Source organism: Oceanobacillus sp. J11TS1 (genome assembly GCF_018333215.1).
Lineage (GTDB): Bacteria > Bacillota > Bacilli > Bacillales > Amphibacillaceae > Oceanobacillus.
The window spans coordinates 1-18,763 of the sequence record NZ_BORO01000020.1 but is presented as its reverse complement, the minus strand read 5'-3'; the positions used below and the strand labels follow the sequence as shown (position 1 = coordinate 18,763).

Genomic DNA, 18,763 nt, shown 5'->3' with positions numbered 1-18,763 from the left:
AAATGGAGGAGATTTTATGAAAAGGAAATCGGGTTTGGTTTTTGGTTTTATAGGAGTTCTTGCGATATCAATTGGTTTTACAGATGTATCAGCAAAAGGACAAGTTGATAGTGATGGGGATAAAATTAAAATTTTAACAGTAGAAGAACAAGAATCACGTGAAAGTAAGGTCGTTGAAGATAAAGATGTTAAAACAGTTATAACAGCTGAAGAACAAGATAGGGTGGAGGGTTCATCAGTTTTATCAGGATTTGTACCGCAAGAAAATGGACAAGGGTTTTATTTTATAAAAGAGAAATAAACTTAAAAATAATTATTTAAGTATCGGGCGCGATTATTGAATATTACATCCGAAAGTGATCAATCTTTTTTATCGACCCGTACTCCATAGAGAAAGAATCCATTTTGATCAATCTATTCCAAATGGATTCTTTCTGTTTATGGTAATACGGAATGTGTGAGATATTTTGATCGAACTTTATTTTAAGGCTACACTTCATTCGGTGGTTACTAACTATGTTATAATTGAATTTAACAATAGGCTGATATAATTCATATGAGGGGCAGAGTTCCGGTTCTTACCTTCTATAAAGAAAGGGTTGTATTCTAACCCCTCCTTTTAGAAGGGAGGTGACGCTGTACGGATATAGGTACTGCTTTATTACTGATGGTCTCTTTCGGATCATTAGTGGCATTCATTATGTCCGAAAAAAAATGATAAAAAATAACCCTCATATGCTTGGACGGCGATAGGGTTATTTTTATAACTGAATTTACGCTGTTCCTCGTATGCGAGATACAGTCTATTGTACCGTGCGGTGCTGATACACCGTGCGGTTTTTTTATTATATGCTTTCTTATTTATATTATACCCGAAAATGGCAAAAATATAACATTATAATATACCTTGTAACTTCAATAAATACATGCCAATAAAATACAATATTATAATATGTGCTGGATAAAAAATATAGAAAAAGTATTTCAATCCAATTCCTTTTTTACCGTTGTAAAGCAATATCAAAGGTAATGCTGCTATCATGAACCATTGATACCCAGCAAATTGAATTAGGTAAAATGCAAAGAATTCCGGTATGTGTCCCCAACTAGCAAAAACCACATAATAGATTATAGAGAATAAGATAAACACTACGCTTATACCGATCTTGGATTTTCTACTCACATAAAGAAGCAAACCAAATAGTATAAAAGAAGGACCACCTTCTACAAAGAAAACACTGCCAATATAGAACCGAAAAATTGATAAATAGCTGGAGCGTCACTAATAATAGTCCATTTTATTCCCTCTTATAAGAACATACTGATTAGAAAAGCTAGTATTTGCCATATGACAAGGAATACAATAAATCTCAGCTGTTTTTTTTCAAAAATGTAGATGAACATTAAAATTAAAAAAGAGGAGCAAAAAAATTATTTGTTATATATATTCCGGTATTATCAAAAAGAATATTGATAATTAGATTTAATACTGCCATACCCAAAGTAAACAGGTATAAACGGGTGATGTACTTTGTTTTGTCAGAAGTGTATTGATAACCGATAATTCAAGAGTAAATAAATAACGGAATTGCAATTCTGCCTATCCATTGAAACCATTCCGGAGTGTTAGGTATAAATTGACCGTGTACACTTAAATGATGGGAGCTTATTAAAGTAAAGCACCCATTTGTTAGTTGAGAAATTATATAAAGAAACATCTTTTACTTATCAATCTCAGTTCTCAATTGCTTGAACTCAGGCGTCCTCATTACCCTGCTAAAGAAATGATTTTTTGCTTCTCTATAGGCTTCCATCTCCAATCCTTCAAAGTTCCTCTTTAATTCATCATACTCTACTCTGTACTTATCATTTTGAAGTAAGACATCCCGAAACTTCCAAAAGAAGTCAAACTCTGATCCTTTAACAGTCAGTTGTATACCTAAAGGAGGGATAGTTGCATCGTCTTTAAATGCCCTAAATTCATTTGTTTTTACACTTCCCTCATTAGAATCGTACACAGCAGAGAGTGCTTGAACCGCTTGTGTAAATTGTTCTTGATTCACACGCACCTGGATATCTATATCTCCCTTAGTCAGACTGTTTGGTATAGAAGTGCTACCGACGTGTTGAATATCTGCGTTTGGAACGAGGTGTAGTATTCGTTCTTTTTGAGCGAAGTATAATTTCTCTACGTCAGCTTTAAATTTACTTTGATTATAAAAATTCACTGTTTCCATTAACCTGTCCCCCTTTATATTACTCTCCCTGTGTCTTTAGTTATAATTAGATGCATAGGCGGTATCAATCATTTAAAAATTTTCGTTCATTATTGATTACATTATGGTAATCAATTTCTAAAAAGTATACAGATCTGCTTAAAATATCATAGAAAAAGGGCTCGAATTCCAGGTCTTTAAAATAATATACTTCAATTTGTTTTTCGTTATTTCTATAAGCCTCATAAATTCTGTGATTACCATTAATACAATAGGGTTTATTGTCCGTTAAAAACTTACTTTGAATTACCATTACTGGGTTCTTGTGGTTAGTTTTAATATTGCTTGTGTCAGTATTTATATTACCTATATCTACAGAAGCTATAATATTAGACGGTTCAAAAACAGCAGGTTTAATATTTTCTTTATTTATAAGCGAAGTAGCACCGTCTATATCTAAAGCACACTCAAACACGCCTGTCGGGAATTCTACGTATAACGAAAATGTCTCTTGCCCAATTGGATGCACTACTGGATAAACTTCGTCCCTAAGAGATTGGTTAACAATTTCGCTCCACTTAGAAGCAACTTTCGCTCCATAGTCTGATATATTTTTCATTTCTTCAATACGTGCATAAAAGTGTTCAAAAGGTTTAAAATGCAAAAATTCCTTTTCATAATAATCAATTTTACTTTCTATCACAATCTCATCTCCCACCATAACTTAAAATTACAGTTAATCAATATTCTTTTACTAGCCTGTATCGTTAGGTGAACAAGCTTTGAGAATCTTGTAGAATAAAATCCTCAACGTGCAATGATTATATATCCATATAATACATTACGGTTACATAGTTTGCCCCTAATTCTATAAACTTTTTTATGAAATGTTCCGGATTATCATTAGGTGTACATCTTTTAGTAAATCAGAGTATGTATTAATGGCCTTCATAACAGGCATATCCAGACTAATATTTGCGTCCATTATATCGATGTTTATTAAATCATCCTCCGCATACTCACCCCTCTTATTGAGTAACTATATTCAATTAAACTGTACTATAACCCATAATTAGAAAGAATACGTATCCTTATTTAAGAAAAGCAGTTACTTAAGTACGTTTGTATTAAATTTTCTTAAATAATGCCGTCTTAATGAATAAAGGTCTACCTTTATACCCCTGGTAAGAGGTTGAGATTAGAAAATTTCTAGAATATATACAAGAAATTCATATAATTGATTTAAACTTTAAACTTTAAATTTTATGCAACGCTAGTGTAAATATACATAAATGCAAAAATTGCGTGCAGGGGTGCCTAAGTTTTAAATAAATAATCATATCGGTCTACAACATCCGCTACTATTGTAGAAATTTAGTCAAGAGATGGCTGTTTATGAAAATTTCAACATTTCTATCAAAGATTATGATAAAATTACCTTTGGATTTTATGCATGGGGGGCGACAGGATACATAGAAAGATGAATAATAGGTGATAGAACAGCAACAGAATAGGAAGGGCAATGAAGTTCGTATTTTCGGAAATGGAAATTCAGTCTATCTTTCATTTGGGTATGCGGTTGATAGAATAGAAAAAACTTTCCGGATGGCGGTACTTCGATAAAAGAAATAGAAATAAAATTTAATTACGGTGGGGGAATTTTTATATGAAAAAGATACTAATCGTCTCAATAATTATACTTATTGTTGCGATTGGAGCTGGCATAGCATTTTTTATGAATTCGATGGATGCAGCAGAGGAACAGTTAAGTCCAGAAGAATATATGGAAACTGGTGGCTCAGAAGAGAATGCTGAAGAAGTAACAGAAGAAGAGAAAACGGAACTAGAAGAAGTTTTAGATGGAATTGAAAAAGAAAAGTTAAAACTAAACATTCATGAAGACTCCACGCAAGAAGAAGCTGTTAAAGTAATGCATGAAATGGTCCACCAAAAAGTAAGAGCCGAAGAAAAATGGGGTAGAGTTCCAATGCACCCTGAAACAATAGACCAGGTTTACAATGTTATCTCCAATAGCAATTTTGACAATAAACATGAATTATTGCTGATTGCTGAAAGTTGGAAAGATGGTAACTTTGATGCTGCGCATTTTGATCATAACTACCTCTGGTCGCTACAGGGAGGAACTATTGGTAAAGCTTACGAAAACTTACCTATTAATGAAGAAATTCAATATATTAAAGATAGTTTTTACGAGAAATAACTCTAGGTAATTTTCAGCTGCATATAAACGATATATCCTTGTTTTTATTACATATATCCTATTTTTTAGAATTGATTATGATGATTTACATATGCAATGCCTTAAGGGTATAGGTATGTTCGGTGGTATGTTTACAGAATGTAGTCATATTTAAATGGAAAAATATTTTATATAGGAAGCGCCGGGAGTACATAAGTGATTCATTTGGTGTTAAAAACGATAGAAGTGAACCTCAAATAAAAAGACAAGCAATTTACCAAATCCAATAGGTATTTCGTAAATTGCTTGTCTATTTTGTTAACACAGGTTAGCCTGCAAGCAATCGACTGCTTCCAACCCACCAAAGCTTCATCTGAGAGAAGTTCGTTTTATACGAGGCTTGTTTCTTTTCTTACCGATTTAAGCGCATTTGACCAAGCGACAACATCATCAATCAACTCACCAAATCTTGGTTTATGCACTTCCATTGGTTTGAAAGTTGTCATGTTTTCAAAGTCATTAAATAAGCTGAATGCACCTTGTGGTTCAACAGTGGCTATTTTTAGGTTTGACAATGTTGTGCGCAGTGCAAGAGAAGCTGCTATACCTAAAGTAGAACCGTAGCTTACGATTCCTGCGGCTTTATGATGCCACTCTGATCCTAAATAGTCTAAATGGTCTTTTAAGGCTGAAGGGAAATTCTTATTGTATTCAGGTGTCACAAAAATAAAACCATCCATTTCGTCAATTTTCTTTGACCAAGCATTTTGTGCTTCTGTTGCGTATTTTTTATTTGCCATAAGTGGTGGAGTTGCTTCATTGAAACGTCCAAGACCACTTTCTTTTATATCAAGGATTTCAAATTCTGCATCCACATCTTTATTATCTGCAAAATCTTTAACCCATTCTGCAACTTGTAAATTAACACGTACGTCACGCGTGCTGCCTGTAATAATACCGATTTTTGTCATTCTTTAACCCTCCGTGTGAAATTATAATAAACGTATCAAATAATAAGTTTGTATTCATTTGACCACTATAGTTATAATAAATCTAAAGTTTCTTTTTGGGAAGTAGGCACTTTAATTAAACATAGTTACTTTTAGTAAACCATGTATTATAAAAGGGGTTTACGGACATTTTTGAAAAGGAGATTAAAAAAATGACGAATGAATCTTCAAGTGAAAATTGTGGAGAACTTCAAGTTGCATTAGATATTATTGTTGGTAAATGGAAGCCGGTTATACTATTTCACCTTATGGGAAACGAAAAATTACGTTTTAGTGAACTGCAGCGAGCTATTCCGGAAATTACTAGAAAAATGTTAACTTCGCAATTAAGAGAGTTAGAATATAATGACATTGTTCATCGGGAAGTCTATCAGCAAGTACCTCCTAAAGTTGAATATTCTATGACTGAATATGGACGTGGGTTAATCCCATTATTAGAGTCGATGAGAAGCTGGGGAATGGAGCATCTAGAGCATTTGGAGACATTATATGGAAAAGATAAGAAAGAACAGAATGACAAGGTAATCTCAGATTAGGTGTGAAGCTAGGCAGAGCATCATTTTTCCGTGTGATTACTTTCAATGAGGAGGAATATTGATGGAAAACCAATATTTTATAGGTTGTGGTACACTAGCGTGGATAAATGCTGCACTTGCACAAGGAAAGAATAGGACCGATTCAATTGGTTTTTATTGTCCCTTTTGTTGGGGCCATTGGCAACATTTATTTTGCTATTTGTTGAAAAGAGAAATTAATGGTGCGTAATATTTTATATACGAAGCGCGGGGAACGCATAAGTGGTTCATTTAGAAATACCTATAACCTCATCCTAAATTTACACAAGAAGTAAATAGGGGAATACATATTAAGCACGTTAATACGTATCCCTCTATGTTTTTTATGACTTTTTAGGAGGAGATCTGAACGGCTTATTATTCTCCATTTTGTGGATTGCCATACTGGTAAGCTTCATACTCAACAGGCTTCCAGTCTTCGTTTGGAGTATAGAATCGTAATAAATCGCCATTTAATAATTCGTCAGAAAGCTTCAACTCATAGAGAGCTTGTTCTTTTTGTTTCTCCATGTTTTTTGTTGGTTCTATTTCCTCCCCGGTTTCATTATTATAATAAACACCATTAATGTAACTGTATTCTTTTGTTATAAAGCTGCCATTACGGAATGATACAAAATCCTTGTGTTGCTCAGAAAATAAATCCGTACCGAATTGAATGTAATCTTGAGCAGGAATACCTAGAAGATGTAGTAATGTTGGCATAACATCGATTTGTCCAGCGAATTCATGATTTGTTCCTTGACCTTCCATTCCAGGAATACGAATTAGAAATGGTACACGCTGTAAATGAGCATTTTTTAATGGTGTAATCTCTTCACCGATAATTTCACTCATTGCTTTATTATGGTTATCGGAAATCCCATAATGGTCTCCATAAATCATGATGACCGAATCCTCATATAAATCGGCTGCCTTCAGGTCTGTAAAGAATTGTTCAAGTGATTCATCCAAATAACGAGCAGTTTGGAAATAAGTATCAACTGAATTATCGCCAGTTTCCGCTGGCTCAATCGTTGCATCCTTACTATCAATCAAATATGGATGATGGTTTGTTAATGTTATCAGATGGGCATAAAAAGGCTGCTTCAAATCTTCTAATAAAGGTATTGATTCTTTAAAGAATGGTTTATCCTTTAAACCGTAATTTATAACATCTTCCTCATTCATATCGTAATAACTCGCATCATAGAATTTATCGATTCCAAAGCGTTTGTATATCACCTCACGATTCCAGAATGATTTATCATCGCCATGAAAAACCGCAGTTGTATATCCCTGTTGTTGATTCATAATCGCTGGCAGTGATTGGTAGGTATTATTCCCTTTTGTTACAAATGCCGCACCTTCTGGTAATCCGTATAAAGAGTTATCCATCGTTAATTCTGAATCCGCTGTTTTTCCTTGTCCAGTTTGATGAAAGAAGTTATCAAAATACGTAAATTCATGACGCGAATCATTTACTAAAGAATTTAAGAATGGCGTAACTTCCTCTCCATGCAGTTCATAGTCGATTAAAAATGATTGAAAGGACTCAAGGTGTATTTTAATTACATTTTTGCCTTTTGCTGATCCAAAGTAAGCCGGATTTGGTTCTGCATATTTATTTTTGGTATAACTTTCTACTCTCGTTATGTCGTTTTCATCCACTGCTAAGCGCTTCGTTGATGTTTCGCCGCTTTGGATTATATCATGAATTATAAAGTTATAAATGCCAAGATATTTCACTACATATTTGTTGTCAAAAGTACGGCTTAATAGTTGCGGGCGATCAATTTCGGCTAAACTTAAATTAACTGCGAAGACGATAACGCCAGTGATTAATACGAACAACGGTTTACGGTATTTCATACGTTCTTCAGACCAATTTTTTCGCAGTATAACATACAATACAATAATTACAATTAAATCAAGTAAATAAAGCACATCATATATTTCAATTAAATCTGCAATACTTCCGCCTAAACTTCTAAAATTGCTCGTTTGCATGAGAGTTGGTATCGTAATAAAGTCACTGTTGAAACGATAATAAACCACGTTTGCATATAAGATAAACGACAGGATGAAATCAATGATAATAATCCATATACCCATTCTTCTTCCTTTCGCAAATAGTGCCAGTCCAAGGAAAATTAGTCCCGAGCTCAGTGGATTAAAAAATAAGAGGAACTCCTGTATTCCATTACTTATACCTAAATCAAATTCTGTAGAATATATGATAAATGTTTTAATCCAAAAAAGAACGACAGTAATGGTAAAGAACCCCATTTTTGTAGATAAAAAATTCTTCACGTCTTCACCTCACAAAGTTTGTGCAATAATGGTAGGAACAATGAATGTTACCCCAACAGAAATACTTGAAATCTTGCCTATTTTAACGTTGCATTGCCGCATCCTTCAAACGGACAATGCAGCAATGCTTTACTTTATTTAGACTGTGTTTGATTGGTTTAATCAATAATATAAAATTTTAAAATGTTTAATTTTAATTAGGCATCCTCGATCGTGCTGATGGGACTAAATAATTCATACGTGCGCCGCTCTTTTGGTACGCCCCATTTCTGAAGTGCATGGTTTATCGCTTTTAAAAATGGGAAGGGACCACAAAAGTAAAAATCTTTCTGATTATCAGATAGCACCGTTTGTAGCCAATCGAGATCAATAAAACCTTCTTTATCATAACGATGCTTGGAGCGGTCTTCTTCGGTAGGATTTGCATAGCATACAAAGGAAGTGACATTTTGATTTTCTTCCGCTAAATTCTCGACATGTTCCCTCATTGCATGAACAGTACTATTCTCAGCCGCGTGAATAAACGTGATCTCACGTTCAGAATGGTTTTCGACCAAGGTATTGAACATGCTCATCATTGGTGTTATTCCTACACCTCCACTAAGCAAAACGATCGGTAATTCTTCTGTTTTGACTGTGAAATCTCCAGCAGGAGCTGCAATAGCTAGTGTATCCCCTTCTGAAATTTCATTATGAAGATAATTCGATACAATTCCAGCTGGTGCCATACCTTGAGCATCTTCTTGTTTTACGCTAATTCGGAAATAATCCTTATTAGGGGCATCTGACAAGCTATAATGTCTCATATGAAAGTACTTTTCACCGTCAATATCTGCCTGTATGGTAAGATATTGACCAGGTTGATAGGAAGGAATAGGTTTCCCGTCTTTAGGTTTTAAATAAAATGACGTAATAACATCGCTTTCCTTTACTTTTTTCTCTACATAAAAAGGACGAATTCCTATCCATCCGCCGGGTTGTTTTTCTGTCTCTTGGTAAAGCTTAGCTTCTCTATCCATAAAAATATCTGCAATGGCCTTGTAGGCTTTCCCCCAGGCATCTATCACTTCGTCTGTTGCTGCTTCACCGAGTACATCTTTCACGGCTTCGAGTAACGTTTCACCGACAATCGGATATTGTTCAGGCTGAACACCTAAAGCCCGGTGCTTTTCAGTTACTCTTTCCACCATTGATTCGATTGCTTGTAAGTTGTCAATATTAGCTCCAGCTAAATAAACGCCATATGCCAAGGCACCTTGCTGAAAACCACGTTTTTGATTCGTTTGATTAAACATGTTGTATAAATCCGGAACGCGTGAGAATAACAATTCATAAAATCTTTCACCAATTTCCTGACTGTGCTCCTGCAATACTGGAGCAGTTGATTTGACAATTTTAATTGTATTTTCGTCAAGCATTCGATTACCCCTTTGCTATTTTAATGCTGGAGACGTTTTTAGTATGTACTTGTTCATTTTCTTCATTCTTCAAATGGAATGGACAAAGATGAAGGTAAGAACACTTCTGAAATAAATGGAAATGATAAATTTGACGATGTCGAATCTTTGTTTGCTCTGCTAAAATAAGCATATCAAATAGCCTTATTTTTTGATTTTACTAATGAAAATAAACGAACTGCCACGAATATACAGTAATAAAAGTCGTTTTTATTAAGATGAATCTTTTGTGGTTCCTATGATAATATATAAATAACGAAACGAGACTTTATATTAATGAAAGGAGGGGTGTTCATAATGCCATTTGAAGAACAGGTATTAAAACTTCTTGGGGAACTAAATCAACGTCAGAAAGATTTTCAAACAGAAATGCAAAATGTGAAGCTGGATGTCAAAGAAATTAGGACAGATGTAGACAAGATGAAGCTGGATGTCAAAGAAATTAGGACAGATGTAGACAAGATGAAGCTGGATGTCAAAGAAATTAGGACAGATGTAGACAAGATGAAGCTGGATGTCAAAGAAATTAGGACAGATGTAGACAGGATGAAGCTGGATGTCAAAGAAATTAGGACAGATGTAGACAGCGTAAAATGGAATTTAGAAGAAGTTAAATCAGACGTAAAAGGATTAAAAGAAGAGAATCATTTAATTAAGCAGGCTGTTTTAGATCCTAACAAAAAAGCAGAAAAAATTATGGATGAACAGCAGATAATTTATCGAATTTTAGGGGAGCATGAAGTATCTATACGTATGTTAAAAGAAAAAAATGGCTGATTTCATATGTTTTAAATAGAACTGCTGTATTCTCTCAACCAGTACCAAAAAACGGTAGTGGTCTTTTTTTAATATGCAAACAGGCCTTGGGTTCCGAGCACTGAATACAATATTGCATGCTTTCCAAATATGGAAATACGTTTAACTTAAATGGATAGGTGTAATAATTAGTATATAAGTATATTCTAAGCGGGATAGTGAATCTTTAGGAGGAGAAAATATGCAGCTAAATGTAGCCCAGAAATTAATTCAAGACCACTTGCTGTCAGGAGAAATGAAAGCTGGAGAAGAAATTGGATTACGGATTGATCAAACTTTGACACAGGATGCTACAGGTACGATGGTGATGCTGGAGTTGGAGGCAATGGGTATAGATAAAGTAAAGACAGAGGCTTCGGCACAATATGTGGATCATAATTTGATTCAGGAAGATTTTCGTAATGCGGATGATCATTTGTTTTTAAGAAGTGCGGCACAAAAATTCGGTATTTATTACAGCAGACCTGGGAATGGGGTCAGTCACCCGGTTCATATGCAGCAATTGGCACGGCCTGGAAAGACGTTATTAGGCTCGGATAGTCATACTTGTGCAAATGGTTGCATGGGCATGTTAGCCATGGGCGCTGGCGGGATTGATGTTACGATGGCGATGGCCGGCGAACCGTATTATATAAAAATGCCAAGTATATTGGGCGTAGAGTTGCTGGGCAAACTTCCTGACTGGGTAAGCGCCAAAGACGTGATATTAGAAATGCTGCGCCGCCATGGGGTAAAAGGAGGCGTTGGCAGAATAATTGAATATTATGGACCGGGTGTCAAAGAATTATCTGCAATGGACCGACATGTGATTGCTAATATGGGCGCTGAATTGGGCGCTACTGCAACCGTTTTCCCATCAGATGAGGAAGTAAAACGTTTCCTGAAACAACAGGGCCGTAAAGAAGAGTGGATGGAATTAAAAGCGGATGATGGAGCTACCTATGATGAGCACGACAAGATTGATTTATCTACGCTGGAACCGCTGATTGTGAAACCGTCCAGTCCGGGGAATGTGGTTCCTGTTACGGAGGTAGCTGGAGAGAATATTTATCAATCCTATATCGGTTCTTCTGCAAATCCTGGTTATCGTGATTTTGCGATTGCCAGTGAAATCGTCAAAGGAAAACAAGTTGCCCCGGGAATTTCATTTGATATTAATCCGACTTCTCGTCAATTGCTGGAGCAGCTTGTTGAGAATGGGCATATCGCTAATCTATTATCCGCTGGTGCGCGGATGCATCAGGCAGGCTGTAATGGCTGTATTGGAATGGGTCAAGCACCAGCAACGGGCCGGAATAGTTTACGGACGACACCAAGAAACTTTCCAGGGCGGTCTGGAACCAGAGAAGATAGCGTATTCCTCTGCAGTCCGGAAACAGCAGCTGCCTCAGCATTAACGGGCGCTATCACGGACCCGAGAACATTAGATATCCCTTATCCGGACATAACCGAACCAAAGACCTTTTCAACAAAGGGGATGTTGGAAGCCCCGCCGAAAGATAACAGTCAGATCGAATTGGAAAAAGGTCCAAATATCACTACCATTCCAGATTTCCAGCCGATTGAGGATAACTTTGATTTGCCTGTTTTATTAAAGATGAAGGACAACATTTCAACAGATGAGATTCTTGCCGGCGGGTCACGTGTTTTACCATATCGCAGTAATATTCAGCGAATCAGTACATTTGCTTTTGAAATTATCGATGATGAGTATTACGAAAAGGCAATGAAAAAGCGTGACAATGGCGGTCATATGGTTATAGCCGGCTTTAATTACGGACAAGGGTCAAGTCGGGAACATGCGGCGCTTGCACCTCGGTATTTGGGATTAAAGGTTGTACTTGTAAAGGATTTTGCACGTATTCATTTACAGAATTTGATTAACTTTGGTATTTTGCCGTTAACGTTTGTAAATGAGGAAGATTATGAGTTAATCAATCGGGAAGATATACTTGAATTTCGCGATATTCATCAAACGATTCAAAACCAGCGTACATTTGATATTAAACTAAAAGAAGCAGGCCTCCCTATTAAGGTACAGCATGACCTGACTAAAAGACATCTAGAGATTCTCCTGGCAGGCGGAATTATTAATTGGATTAAACAAAAACAATAATAGAAAGGAAGTTGGCAATGGGGTCCCAGGAATTTGCTTGTAAAGCTTGTGACGGTTCAGGACTATTAATGGATGATGAGCAGTGGCAGTATACATGTACGATTTGTCACGGCGATGGGTTTGTCGCTGCTGTGGAAAAGACGGAAAAGCTGCAGGTAGATGAGAACAATCGGGTAATTGATTAAATGTAAACAGGAGAAGCGGTGTTCTACATTATTAGACAGCGTCTGCTTCGCCTGTTTTTGATCATGAGAGTAAGTTAACTCAGCTCTTAGCAAAGGCAAGAAAAAGCAGTCTGATTTAAAATTTAATCAGACTGCTTATTATAGGTTTATTTTTCTAGCCATTGGTTAACAAGGTCATTGTTTTCATTGACCCATTTTTCAGCACCTTCAATGGCTTTTTTTCCTTCATTTTCGGCTTCCCCCACGTAACTCATTAATTCGCCGATTTGTTCATCATTCATTTTCCAATTTTTAAACCATTGATCTATTTCAGGATAATCCTCATGAAACCCTTGTCGAGTCGCATGGTAAATTTTTTCTGAATCACCAAATATATTTTTAGGATCATTTAAGTATTTTAAGTCCATCTCTGCAAATACACGATGCGGATTCCATAACGGTATAACAATTTCATCTTTCTTATTAATTGCTTCTTGCAAAGCGGTTAGCATTGCTGGTTCAGAGCTGGAAATTAATTCATAATCTAACTCATAATCTTCAATGACATCTTCCACAACAAGCATAGTTCCTGCTCCCGCATCGAATCCGGTAATTTCTGCATTTAAATTTTCCTTATTAGCATGGAGGTCTTCAATGCTATTAATATTATCCATATAACTTGGTACGACTAAGCCGACTTTTGCGTTATCATACCAAGTCTCCTCCGAGAAGTCGACCGTATCTTCATATTGTTTTACATATTCGGCATCTTGCACAGGTAACCAAATTTCAGGGCTGATATCCAGTTCATCATTCTCAAGTGCAGCCATCTGTGTTCCGATATCGAGTAGATGTAAGTTCACTTCATAGCCTTCTTCTTCTAAAATAATCTTCCACATATTTGTGATAGCTATATTTTCTTCCCAGCTGGTTTGACCAAGGTCAATGGTTTTACTACCTTTTTCTGTAGAGGATTCATCGGATGAATCGCTGCCACATGCGCTTAATAAAAGAATCAAAATAGTTGTGATTATGAACATTACTTCTCTTTGTTTCTGAAACATAGAATGACATCTCTCCTCTTAATTTTTTAGGGTTTCATCTTTAGGTAAAAACTCAAAAATTTCTTCGGATCGAATACTGTGTACTAATTTATCTAACCAATGGTAATACACTTTTGATTGATTTAATAATTGATAATGATTTTCTGCTTCTTCTCTCAATTCCTCAGAAACCTCGTTATCTTGAATAATTGCGCTTAGCTGATTTTCTGCAATGTGAATAGCGTCCATGTTCGTTTTTACTTCCCGCTCCCACATTTGACAAAAATAAGCCATAAATGAATGAAAGAAATTCTTTTCTGCAATATAAGTGTGCTTTCTAGAGCCGCGTTGGAATTTCTTTTTTACCATTTCAATTTGTTGAAGTTTACGTACATTTGTACTCATGCTGGGTTTGCTCATTCCTAGTTCTTCCCGCATTTCATCTAAATTCATTTGATTTTCGAAATACATTGTTGCATATATTTTTCCGGCAGCCGGGGTTACTCCGTATAAATCCATTGTTTCAGATATTGCTTGGATAACTTGATCCTTTGCCTCTTCAATTTGTTCTCTTGCCCTCTCATCATGGGGATTTGTCAATATTACTACCTCCTACATAGCTATGTTCATTTAATTAAATTTTTTCTTAACAAAGTTAATGATAAAGAAATAAATTTTATTGTCAAATTCCCGCTCCCTGGAAATAATCTGATTAGATCAATTCTTAAAACAATACAAAAAAAGATTATTTGGTTGTTTGACAAGATGAAAAATCTTCGATAATATTAACTTTGTTCAGAACGTTAAATTTTTTCTTAACAAAGTTAATATGGTGGTTAGGGGGTTACGATTTGGATACAAAAAAACAATACATTAATGGGGAATGGGTGCTTGCCCTCTCTGGGAAAACAAGAGAAATTATCAATCCATTTAACCAAGAACGAATCGCTATCGTAGCTGAGGGTAATGAAGATGATGCACGATTAGCAATTAAAGCTGCAAGACATGCCTTTGATCATGGAGATTGGGCAATGACCTCAGCAACAGATCGAGGAAATATGATTCGTAAAATTGCAGAATTCATAGAAAGAGATAAGGAAGAATTAGCAGAATTAGAATCTCTTGATACTGGTAAAACCGTAGAAGAGAGTAGAGGAGATATGGATGATATTGCTGGAGTATTCCGTTATTACGCAGATTTAGCTGATAAAGACGGCGGCGAAATCATTGACTCTCCAATTCCGAATACGATTAGTAAGGTAGTAAAAGAACCAGTAGGAGTATGCGGCCAAATAACACCTTGGAATTATCCTTTATTACAAGCTTCATGGAAATTAGCTCCCGCACTTGCTGCTGGAAATACATTAATTATGAAGCCCAGTGAAATAACACCATTAACAACAGTGAAAGTATTTGAATTAATGGAAGAAGCGGGTATCCCTAAAGGTGTAGCTAACCTGGTATTGGGAGCTGGAGCAACAGTTGGGGAAGAATTATCTATCAATGAAGATGTTGACTTGATCTCCTTTACTGGCGGTATTGAAACAGGAAAACGTATTATGAGGTCTGCAAGCACCAATGTAAAAAAATTAGCATTGGAGCTGGGCGGTAAAAACCCAAATGTGATTTTTGCAGATGCTGATCTTGAGACAGCAGTAGATCAAGCGTTAAATGCTGTATTCTTCCATGCGGGGCAAATTTGTTCTGCAGGGACAAGGATTATTGTGGAGGAAAGTATTCATGATACATTTGTCCAAAAGTTAGTACAACGTGTTAAAAATATCCGATTAGGGAGCGGCTTTGATAAGGAAACACAAATGGGACCACTAATTTCAAAAGAACATTTGCAAAAAGTAATGAAGTATGTGGATAACGGTGTTCGAGAAGGTGCTCAAATTGCGGTAGGAGGAGCACAGCCTGCGGATAGTCGATTACAAGATGGGTTCTTTTATCTCCCTACCGTTTTAACAGGATGTACAACAGAGATGGATGTTGTGCAGCATGAAGGATTTGGGCCGGTAATTACAGTGGAAACGTTTAAAAGTGAAGAAGAGGCAGTTCGTTTAGCGAATGATTCTATTTATGGTTTAGCCGGCGGCGTCTGGACAAAGGATATTGCAAAGGCAGAACGTTGTGTAGCTAAAATGCGAATGGGCACTGTATGGATTAATGAATTTAACGTATATTTCCCGCATGCACCATGGGGCGGATTCAAACAATCCGGAATTGGTAGAGAGTTAGGAAGATTAGGGCTGGAGGAATATCAAGAATCAAAGCATGTTTTTCATAATATCGATCCTCAGCCAATCCATTGGTTTTAATAGAGTAGATAAATAGAATTTATAGAAATTAGATATTTTGAGGAGGAATAGGACATGAGTCTTCATATGAAAGTAGAACATATGCATCATTTTCACCAATTTGAATTACCAACAGCAATCAAGCACGGTATTGGTGCGATTAAACATGTTGGGGAAGAGGTTAAGAACCTGGGAGTTACGAAAGCTTTATTGGTAACGGATCCAGGAATCTATAACGCAGGAGTAACCAACCCAATTGAAAAGTCATTGGAAGAAGCAGGCGTAGAAGTGGTGCTGTTTAATAAAGTAGAACCAAACCCTCCAGTACGATTAATTGCTGAAGGATCCCACTTATACTCAGCCGAAAACTGTGACGGTCTTGTAGCTGTGGGTGGAGGCAGTTCCATGGATACAGCAAAAGGTATTGGTGTGGAAGCGATACATGAAGGAAGTGTCCTCGATTACGAAGCGGCAGATGGTAAAAAACCATTAGAAAATCGAATTCCGCCACTAACTACGATTCCTACAACTGCGGGTACTGGATCTGAAGTAACACAGTGGGCTGTAATTACAGATGAAGAAAGAGAATTCAAATTTAATACAGGTGGACCATTAATTGCTGCGCATCAAACGATTATTGATCCGGAACTTCATGTATCGATGCCTCCGCATGTAACGGCTATGACGGGAATTGATGCCTTGGCGCATGCCATTGAGTGCTACACCATGCATTATGCACAGCCGGTTACAGATGCAGTAGCTTTACTAGCAATAGAGTATGTGGGAAAATATATCCGCCGTGCTTATGCTGACGGTGGGGATATCGAGGCTCGTTATGGGATGGCTCAAGCTGCCATGTTAGCCGGGTTATCCTATGGAAGTGAGTCGGCTGGGGCTGCACACGCAATGTCCCAAACACTGGGCGGTATCATTCCTGTAGCACATGGACAATGTGTAGCGGCAATGATGGGACCGGTAATGGAATATAATTGGAAAGGTCACCCTGCTAAGTTCGCGCGTATCGCCGAAGCTTTAGGTGTTAATACATTCGATATGACAGAAGAAGAAGCAGCCAAAGCAGCAGTTAATGAAGTATACCAACTTGTAGAAGATTTAGAAGTTCCTAGTTTAGAAGAACAAGGTGTATCTCCAGATATGACAGAGCGTCTTGCAAAAGAAGCAATGAAAGACCCACAAACAATAGGGAATCCAAGAGACCTTAATGAAGAAGGTTATAAATGGATTTATGGACGCTGCTTTAACCAGATAGCAAAAACATTATAGTTTATTGAAAAAGAACCTCCAATAGCAATATGATTGCGTTGGGGGTTCTTCATTTCTACGTTAGTTCCTTTTTTAGAGGTGCTTTTCATAAAATGAAGCAGCTTGATAATTTAGTGATAACCTTCCACATAACTCGATAATGATAACTTTAAACATTGGTTCCTAGAGTAAGTCCTCCATCCACCACAATTTCAGCACCATTACAATAAGCACTTTCTTCAGAGGCAAGAAAAGCGGCTACTTGTGCTATATCATGAGGCTGTCCAGCTCTTCTTAATGGTATAGCCGAAGCTTCCTCATTTACATTCAGGTTGCCGTCACTTACCATATTTGTTTGAATAACGCCGGGATGAATGGAGTTAACTCTAATACCTTTAGGGCCTAATTCGATTGCAGCAGATTTAGAGAGATTGGTAACGGCTGCTTTGGAAGCTGCATAAGCCGCTGCATGATTGATTGGCGCAAATGAAGAGATCGAAACATTATTAATTATGGAGCCCTTCTGCTGTTTTTTCATGTAAGGTGCGACTGCTTTTATCCCCATGAAAACGCTAAGTTGGTTTACATTAATTAATTGTTGATAATCTTCCACGGTAGTTTCTAGCAGAGGCTTTTTAATGAAAATCCCAGCATTATTAATAAGAACATCAATCTTTTTATAAGTTTGAATAATAGAATTCATGGCTGCTGTCCAATCTGCTTCTTTTGTTACATCTAATTGGACAGGAAGGCTTTTATCCTCTCCGATTTCTAATGAGAGAACTTCTGCATTTTCAAAGTTTCTTGCTCCTACTGCAACTTTCGCGCCAAGTGAAGCGAAATGTTTGGCGATGCTTTTTCCTTGTCCGCGATTTGCTCCGGTTACTAGTACTACTTGATCTTTTAGATTTGGCATAATTTCTCCTTTAACTTTGAATGTTATCAATTAGAATTTACCACAGTATAGCTGTCTGTCAAAATCTCCGATACTTAATAAGGCTCTTCACCAAAAAACATGGTTGACAAACTAATTTTAATTTGATAAACGCAACCGCTGTGATCCGCTCCAAATTGGTCCAAATCCGCTCGGGAATTGGATAACCCGCTTCAAATTGTTCCGAAACCGCTCGAAAATCAGCCTAACCCGCTCCGACCCAACCAGAACGCGCTCCAAAACCATCAAAAACCGATGACGTACAATAGTCTGTGTAAGATGAATAAATAGGAAAGGTAAGGTTATCCTACCCTTTAGTTAATCACGACAAAAACTAAGAAGAGGAGACCTTACCCATGTCTACTAGTATAACTGATAAT

The 18,763-nt window shown here is 36.7% G+C and carries 17 protein-coding genes and 1 pseudogene; 9 read left to right on the top strand and 9 right to left on the bottom strand.

Annotated features, from left to right (window positions below; all coding sequences use genetic code 11):
* Window positions 1–16 precede the first annotated feature (16 nt).
* A complete protein-coding gene (locus KI343_RS14275) occupies window positions 17–301 on the top strand; it encodes a hypothetical protein (RefSeq protein ID WP_212927099.1) in 285 nt (94 codons plus the stop codon).
* 1,420 nt (window positions 302–1,721) lie between these two features.
* On the opposite strand, the gene KI343_RS14265 is transcribed toward KI343_RS14275, so the two are convergent.
* From KI343_RS14265 to KI343_RS20645, 3 genes and pseudogenes are all read right to left on the bottom strand, one after another.
* A complete protein-coding gene (locus tag KI343_RS14265; protein ID WP_212927097.1) occupies window positions 1,722–2,237 on the bottom strand; it encodes a GrpB family protein in 516 nt (171 codons plus the stop codon).
* Between the two features lie 64 nt (window positions 2,238–2,301).
* Window positions 2,302–2,919, bottom strand: coding sequence for a hypothetical protein (locus tag KI343_RS14260; RefSeq protein WP_212927096.1), 618 nt, complete (start codon window positions 2,917–2,919; stop codon window positions 2,302–2,304).
* A gap of 177 nt (window positions 2,920–3,096) precedes the next feature.
* A pseudogene (locus KI343_RS20645) lies at window positions 3,097–3,219 on the bottom strand (hypothetical protein); the annotation flags it as partial.
* 663 nt (window positions 3,220–3,882) lie between these two features.
* On the opposite strand from KI343_RS20645, the gene KI343_RS14250 reads away from it, so the two are divergent.
* Window positions 3,883–4,437 (top strand): DUF6241 domain-containing protein, encoded by a 555-nt coding sequence (locus tag KI343_RS14250; protein ID WP_212927094.1) that lies wholly within the window; start codon window positions 3,883–3,885, stop codon window positions 4,435–4,437.
* Window positions 4,438–4,805: 368 nt separating this feature from the next.
* Here the strand turns inward: KI343_RS14250 and KI343_RS14245 are convergent, their stop codons facing one another.
* Window positions 4,806–5,387, bottom strand: a complete 582-nt coding sequence (locus KI343_RS14245; protein WP_212927093.1) for an NADPH-dependent FMN reductase — start codon at window positions 5,385–5,387, stop codon at window positions 4,806–4,808.
* A gap of 191 nt (window positions 5,388–5,578) precedes the next feature.
* Here KI343_RS14245 and KI343_RS14240 point away from each other — a divergent pair, with 191 nt between their 5' ends.
* Both KI343_RS14240 and KI343_RS14235 read left to right on the top strand, forming a co-directional pair.
* The gene (locus KI343_RS14240; RefSeq protein WP_212927092.1) at window positions 5,579–5,962 is read left to right on the top strand and encodes a winged helix-turn-helix transcriptional regulator; all 384 of its coding nucleotides are present in this window, start codon (window positions 5,579–5,581) and stop codon (window positions 5,960–5,962) included.
* 61 nt (window positions 5,963–6,023) lie between these two features.
* A complete protein-coding gene (locus KI343_RS14235) occupies window positions 6,024–6,191 on the top strand; it encodes a hypothetical protein (protein ID WP_212927149.1) in 168 nt (55 codons plus the stop codon).
* 167 nt (window positions 6,192–6,358) lie between these two features.
* On the opposite strand, the gene ltaS is transcribed toward KI343_RS14235, so the two are convergent.
* Both ltaS and hmpA read right to left on the bottom strand, forming a co-directional pair.
* The gene (gene ltaS, locus KI343_RS14230; RefSeq protein WP_212927148.1) at window positions 6,359–8,266 is read right to left on the bottom strand and encodes a lipoteichoic acid synthase; all 1,908 of its coding nucleotides are present in this window, start codon (window positions 8,264–8,266) and stop codon (window positions 6,359–6,361) included.
* Between the two features lie 221 nt (window positions 8,267–8,487).
* The gene (gene hmpA, locus KI343_RS14225) at window positions 8,488–9,708 is read right to left on the bottom strand and encodes an NO-inducible flavohemoprotein (protein WP_212927091.1); all 1,221 of its coding nucleotides are present in this window, start codon (window positions 9,706–9,708) and stop codon (window positions 8,488–8,490) included.
* 336 nt (window positions 9,709–10,044) lie between these two features.
* On the opposite strand from hmpA, the gene KI343_RS14220 reads away from it, so the two are divergent.
* The 3 genes from KI343_RS14220 to KI343_RS14210 all read left to right on the top strand — a co-directional run bounded on the left by KI343_RS14220 (window position 10,045) and on the right by KI343_RS14210 (window position 12,864).
* Window positions 10,045–10,524: a hypothetical protein gene (locus tag KI343_RS14220; protein ID WP_212927090.1), complete on the top strand. Its 480-nt coding sequence runs from the start codon at window positions 10,045–10,047 to the stop codon at window positions 10,522–10,524.
* A 220-nt stretch (window positions 10,525–10,744) separates the two neighbouring features.
* Complete coding sequence (locus tag KI343_RS14215) at window positions 10,745–12,679, top strand: aconitate hydratase (RefSeq protein ID WP_212927089.1); 1,935 nt, start codon at window positions 10,745–10,747, stop codon at window positions 12,677–12,679.
* Between the two features lie 17 nt (window positions 12,680–12,696).
* Window positions 12,697–12,864 carry a hypothetical protein gene (locus tag KI343_RS14210; protein ID WP_212927088.1) on the top strand — a complete coding sequence of 56 codons (168 nt, stop codon included), beginning with the start codon at window positions 12,697–12,699 and terminating at the stop codon, window positions 12,862–12,864.
* A 146-nt stretch (window positions 12,865–13,010) separates the two neighbouring features.
* On the opposite strand, the gene KI343_RS14205 is transcribed toward KI343_RS14210, so the two are convergent.
* Together KI343_RS14205 and cudC are read right to left on the bottom strand one after the other, a co-directional pair.
* Window positions 13,011–13,907 (bottom strand): glycine betaine ABC transporter substrate-binding protein, encoded by an 897-nt coding sequence (locus tag KI343_RS14205; protein ID WP_212927087.1) that lies wholly within the window; start codon window positions 13,905–13,907, stop codon window positions 13,011–13,013.
* Window positions 13,908–13,925: 18 nt separating this feature from the next.
* Entirely contained in the window at window positions 13,926–14,486 is a 561-nt protein-coding gene (gene cudC, locus KI343_RS14200; protein ID WP_212927086.1) for a choline uptake/conversion transcriptional regulator CudC, read from the bottom strand.
* A 251-nt stretch (window positions 14,487–14,737) separates the two neighbouring features.
* Here cudC and betB point away from each other — a divergent pair, with 251 nt between their 5' ends.
* Window positions 14,738–16,207: a betaine-aldehyde dehydrogenase gene (gene betB / locus KI343_RS14195; RefSeq protein ID WP_212927085.1), complete on the top strand. Its 1,470-nt coding sequence runs from the start codon at window positions 14,738–14,740 to the stop codon at window positions 16,205–16,207.
* A 54-nt stretch (window positions 16,208–16,261) separates the two neighbouring features.
* A complete protein-coding gene (gene gbsB / locus KI343_RS14190) occupies window positions 16,262–17,470 on the top strand; it encodes a choline dehydrogenase (RefSeq protein WP_212927084.1) in 1,209 nt (402 codons plus the stop codon).
* Window positions 17,471–17,618: 148 nt separating this feature from the next.
* Here the strand turns inward: gbsB and KI343_RS14185 are convergent, their stop codons facing one another.
* On the bottom strand, window positions 17,619–18,365 hold the full coding sequence (locus KI343_RS14185; RefSeq protein ID WP_212927083.1) for an SDR family NAD(P)-dependent oxidoreductase: 747 nt from the start codon (window positions 18,363–18,365) through the stop codon (window positions 17,619–17,621).
* Window positions 18,366–18,763: the final 398 nt, after the last annotated feature.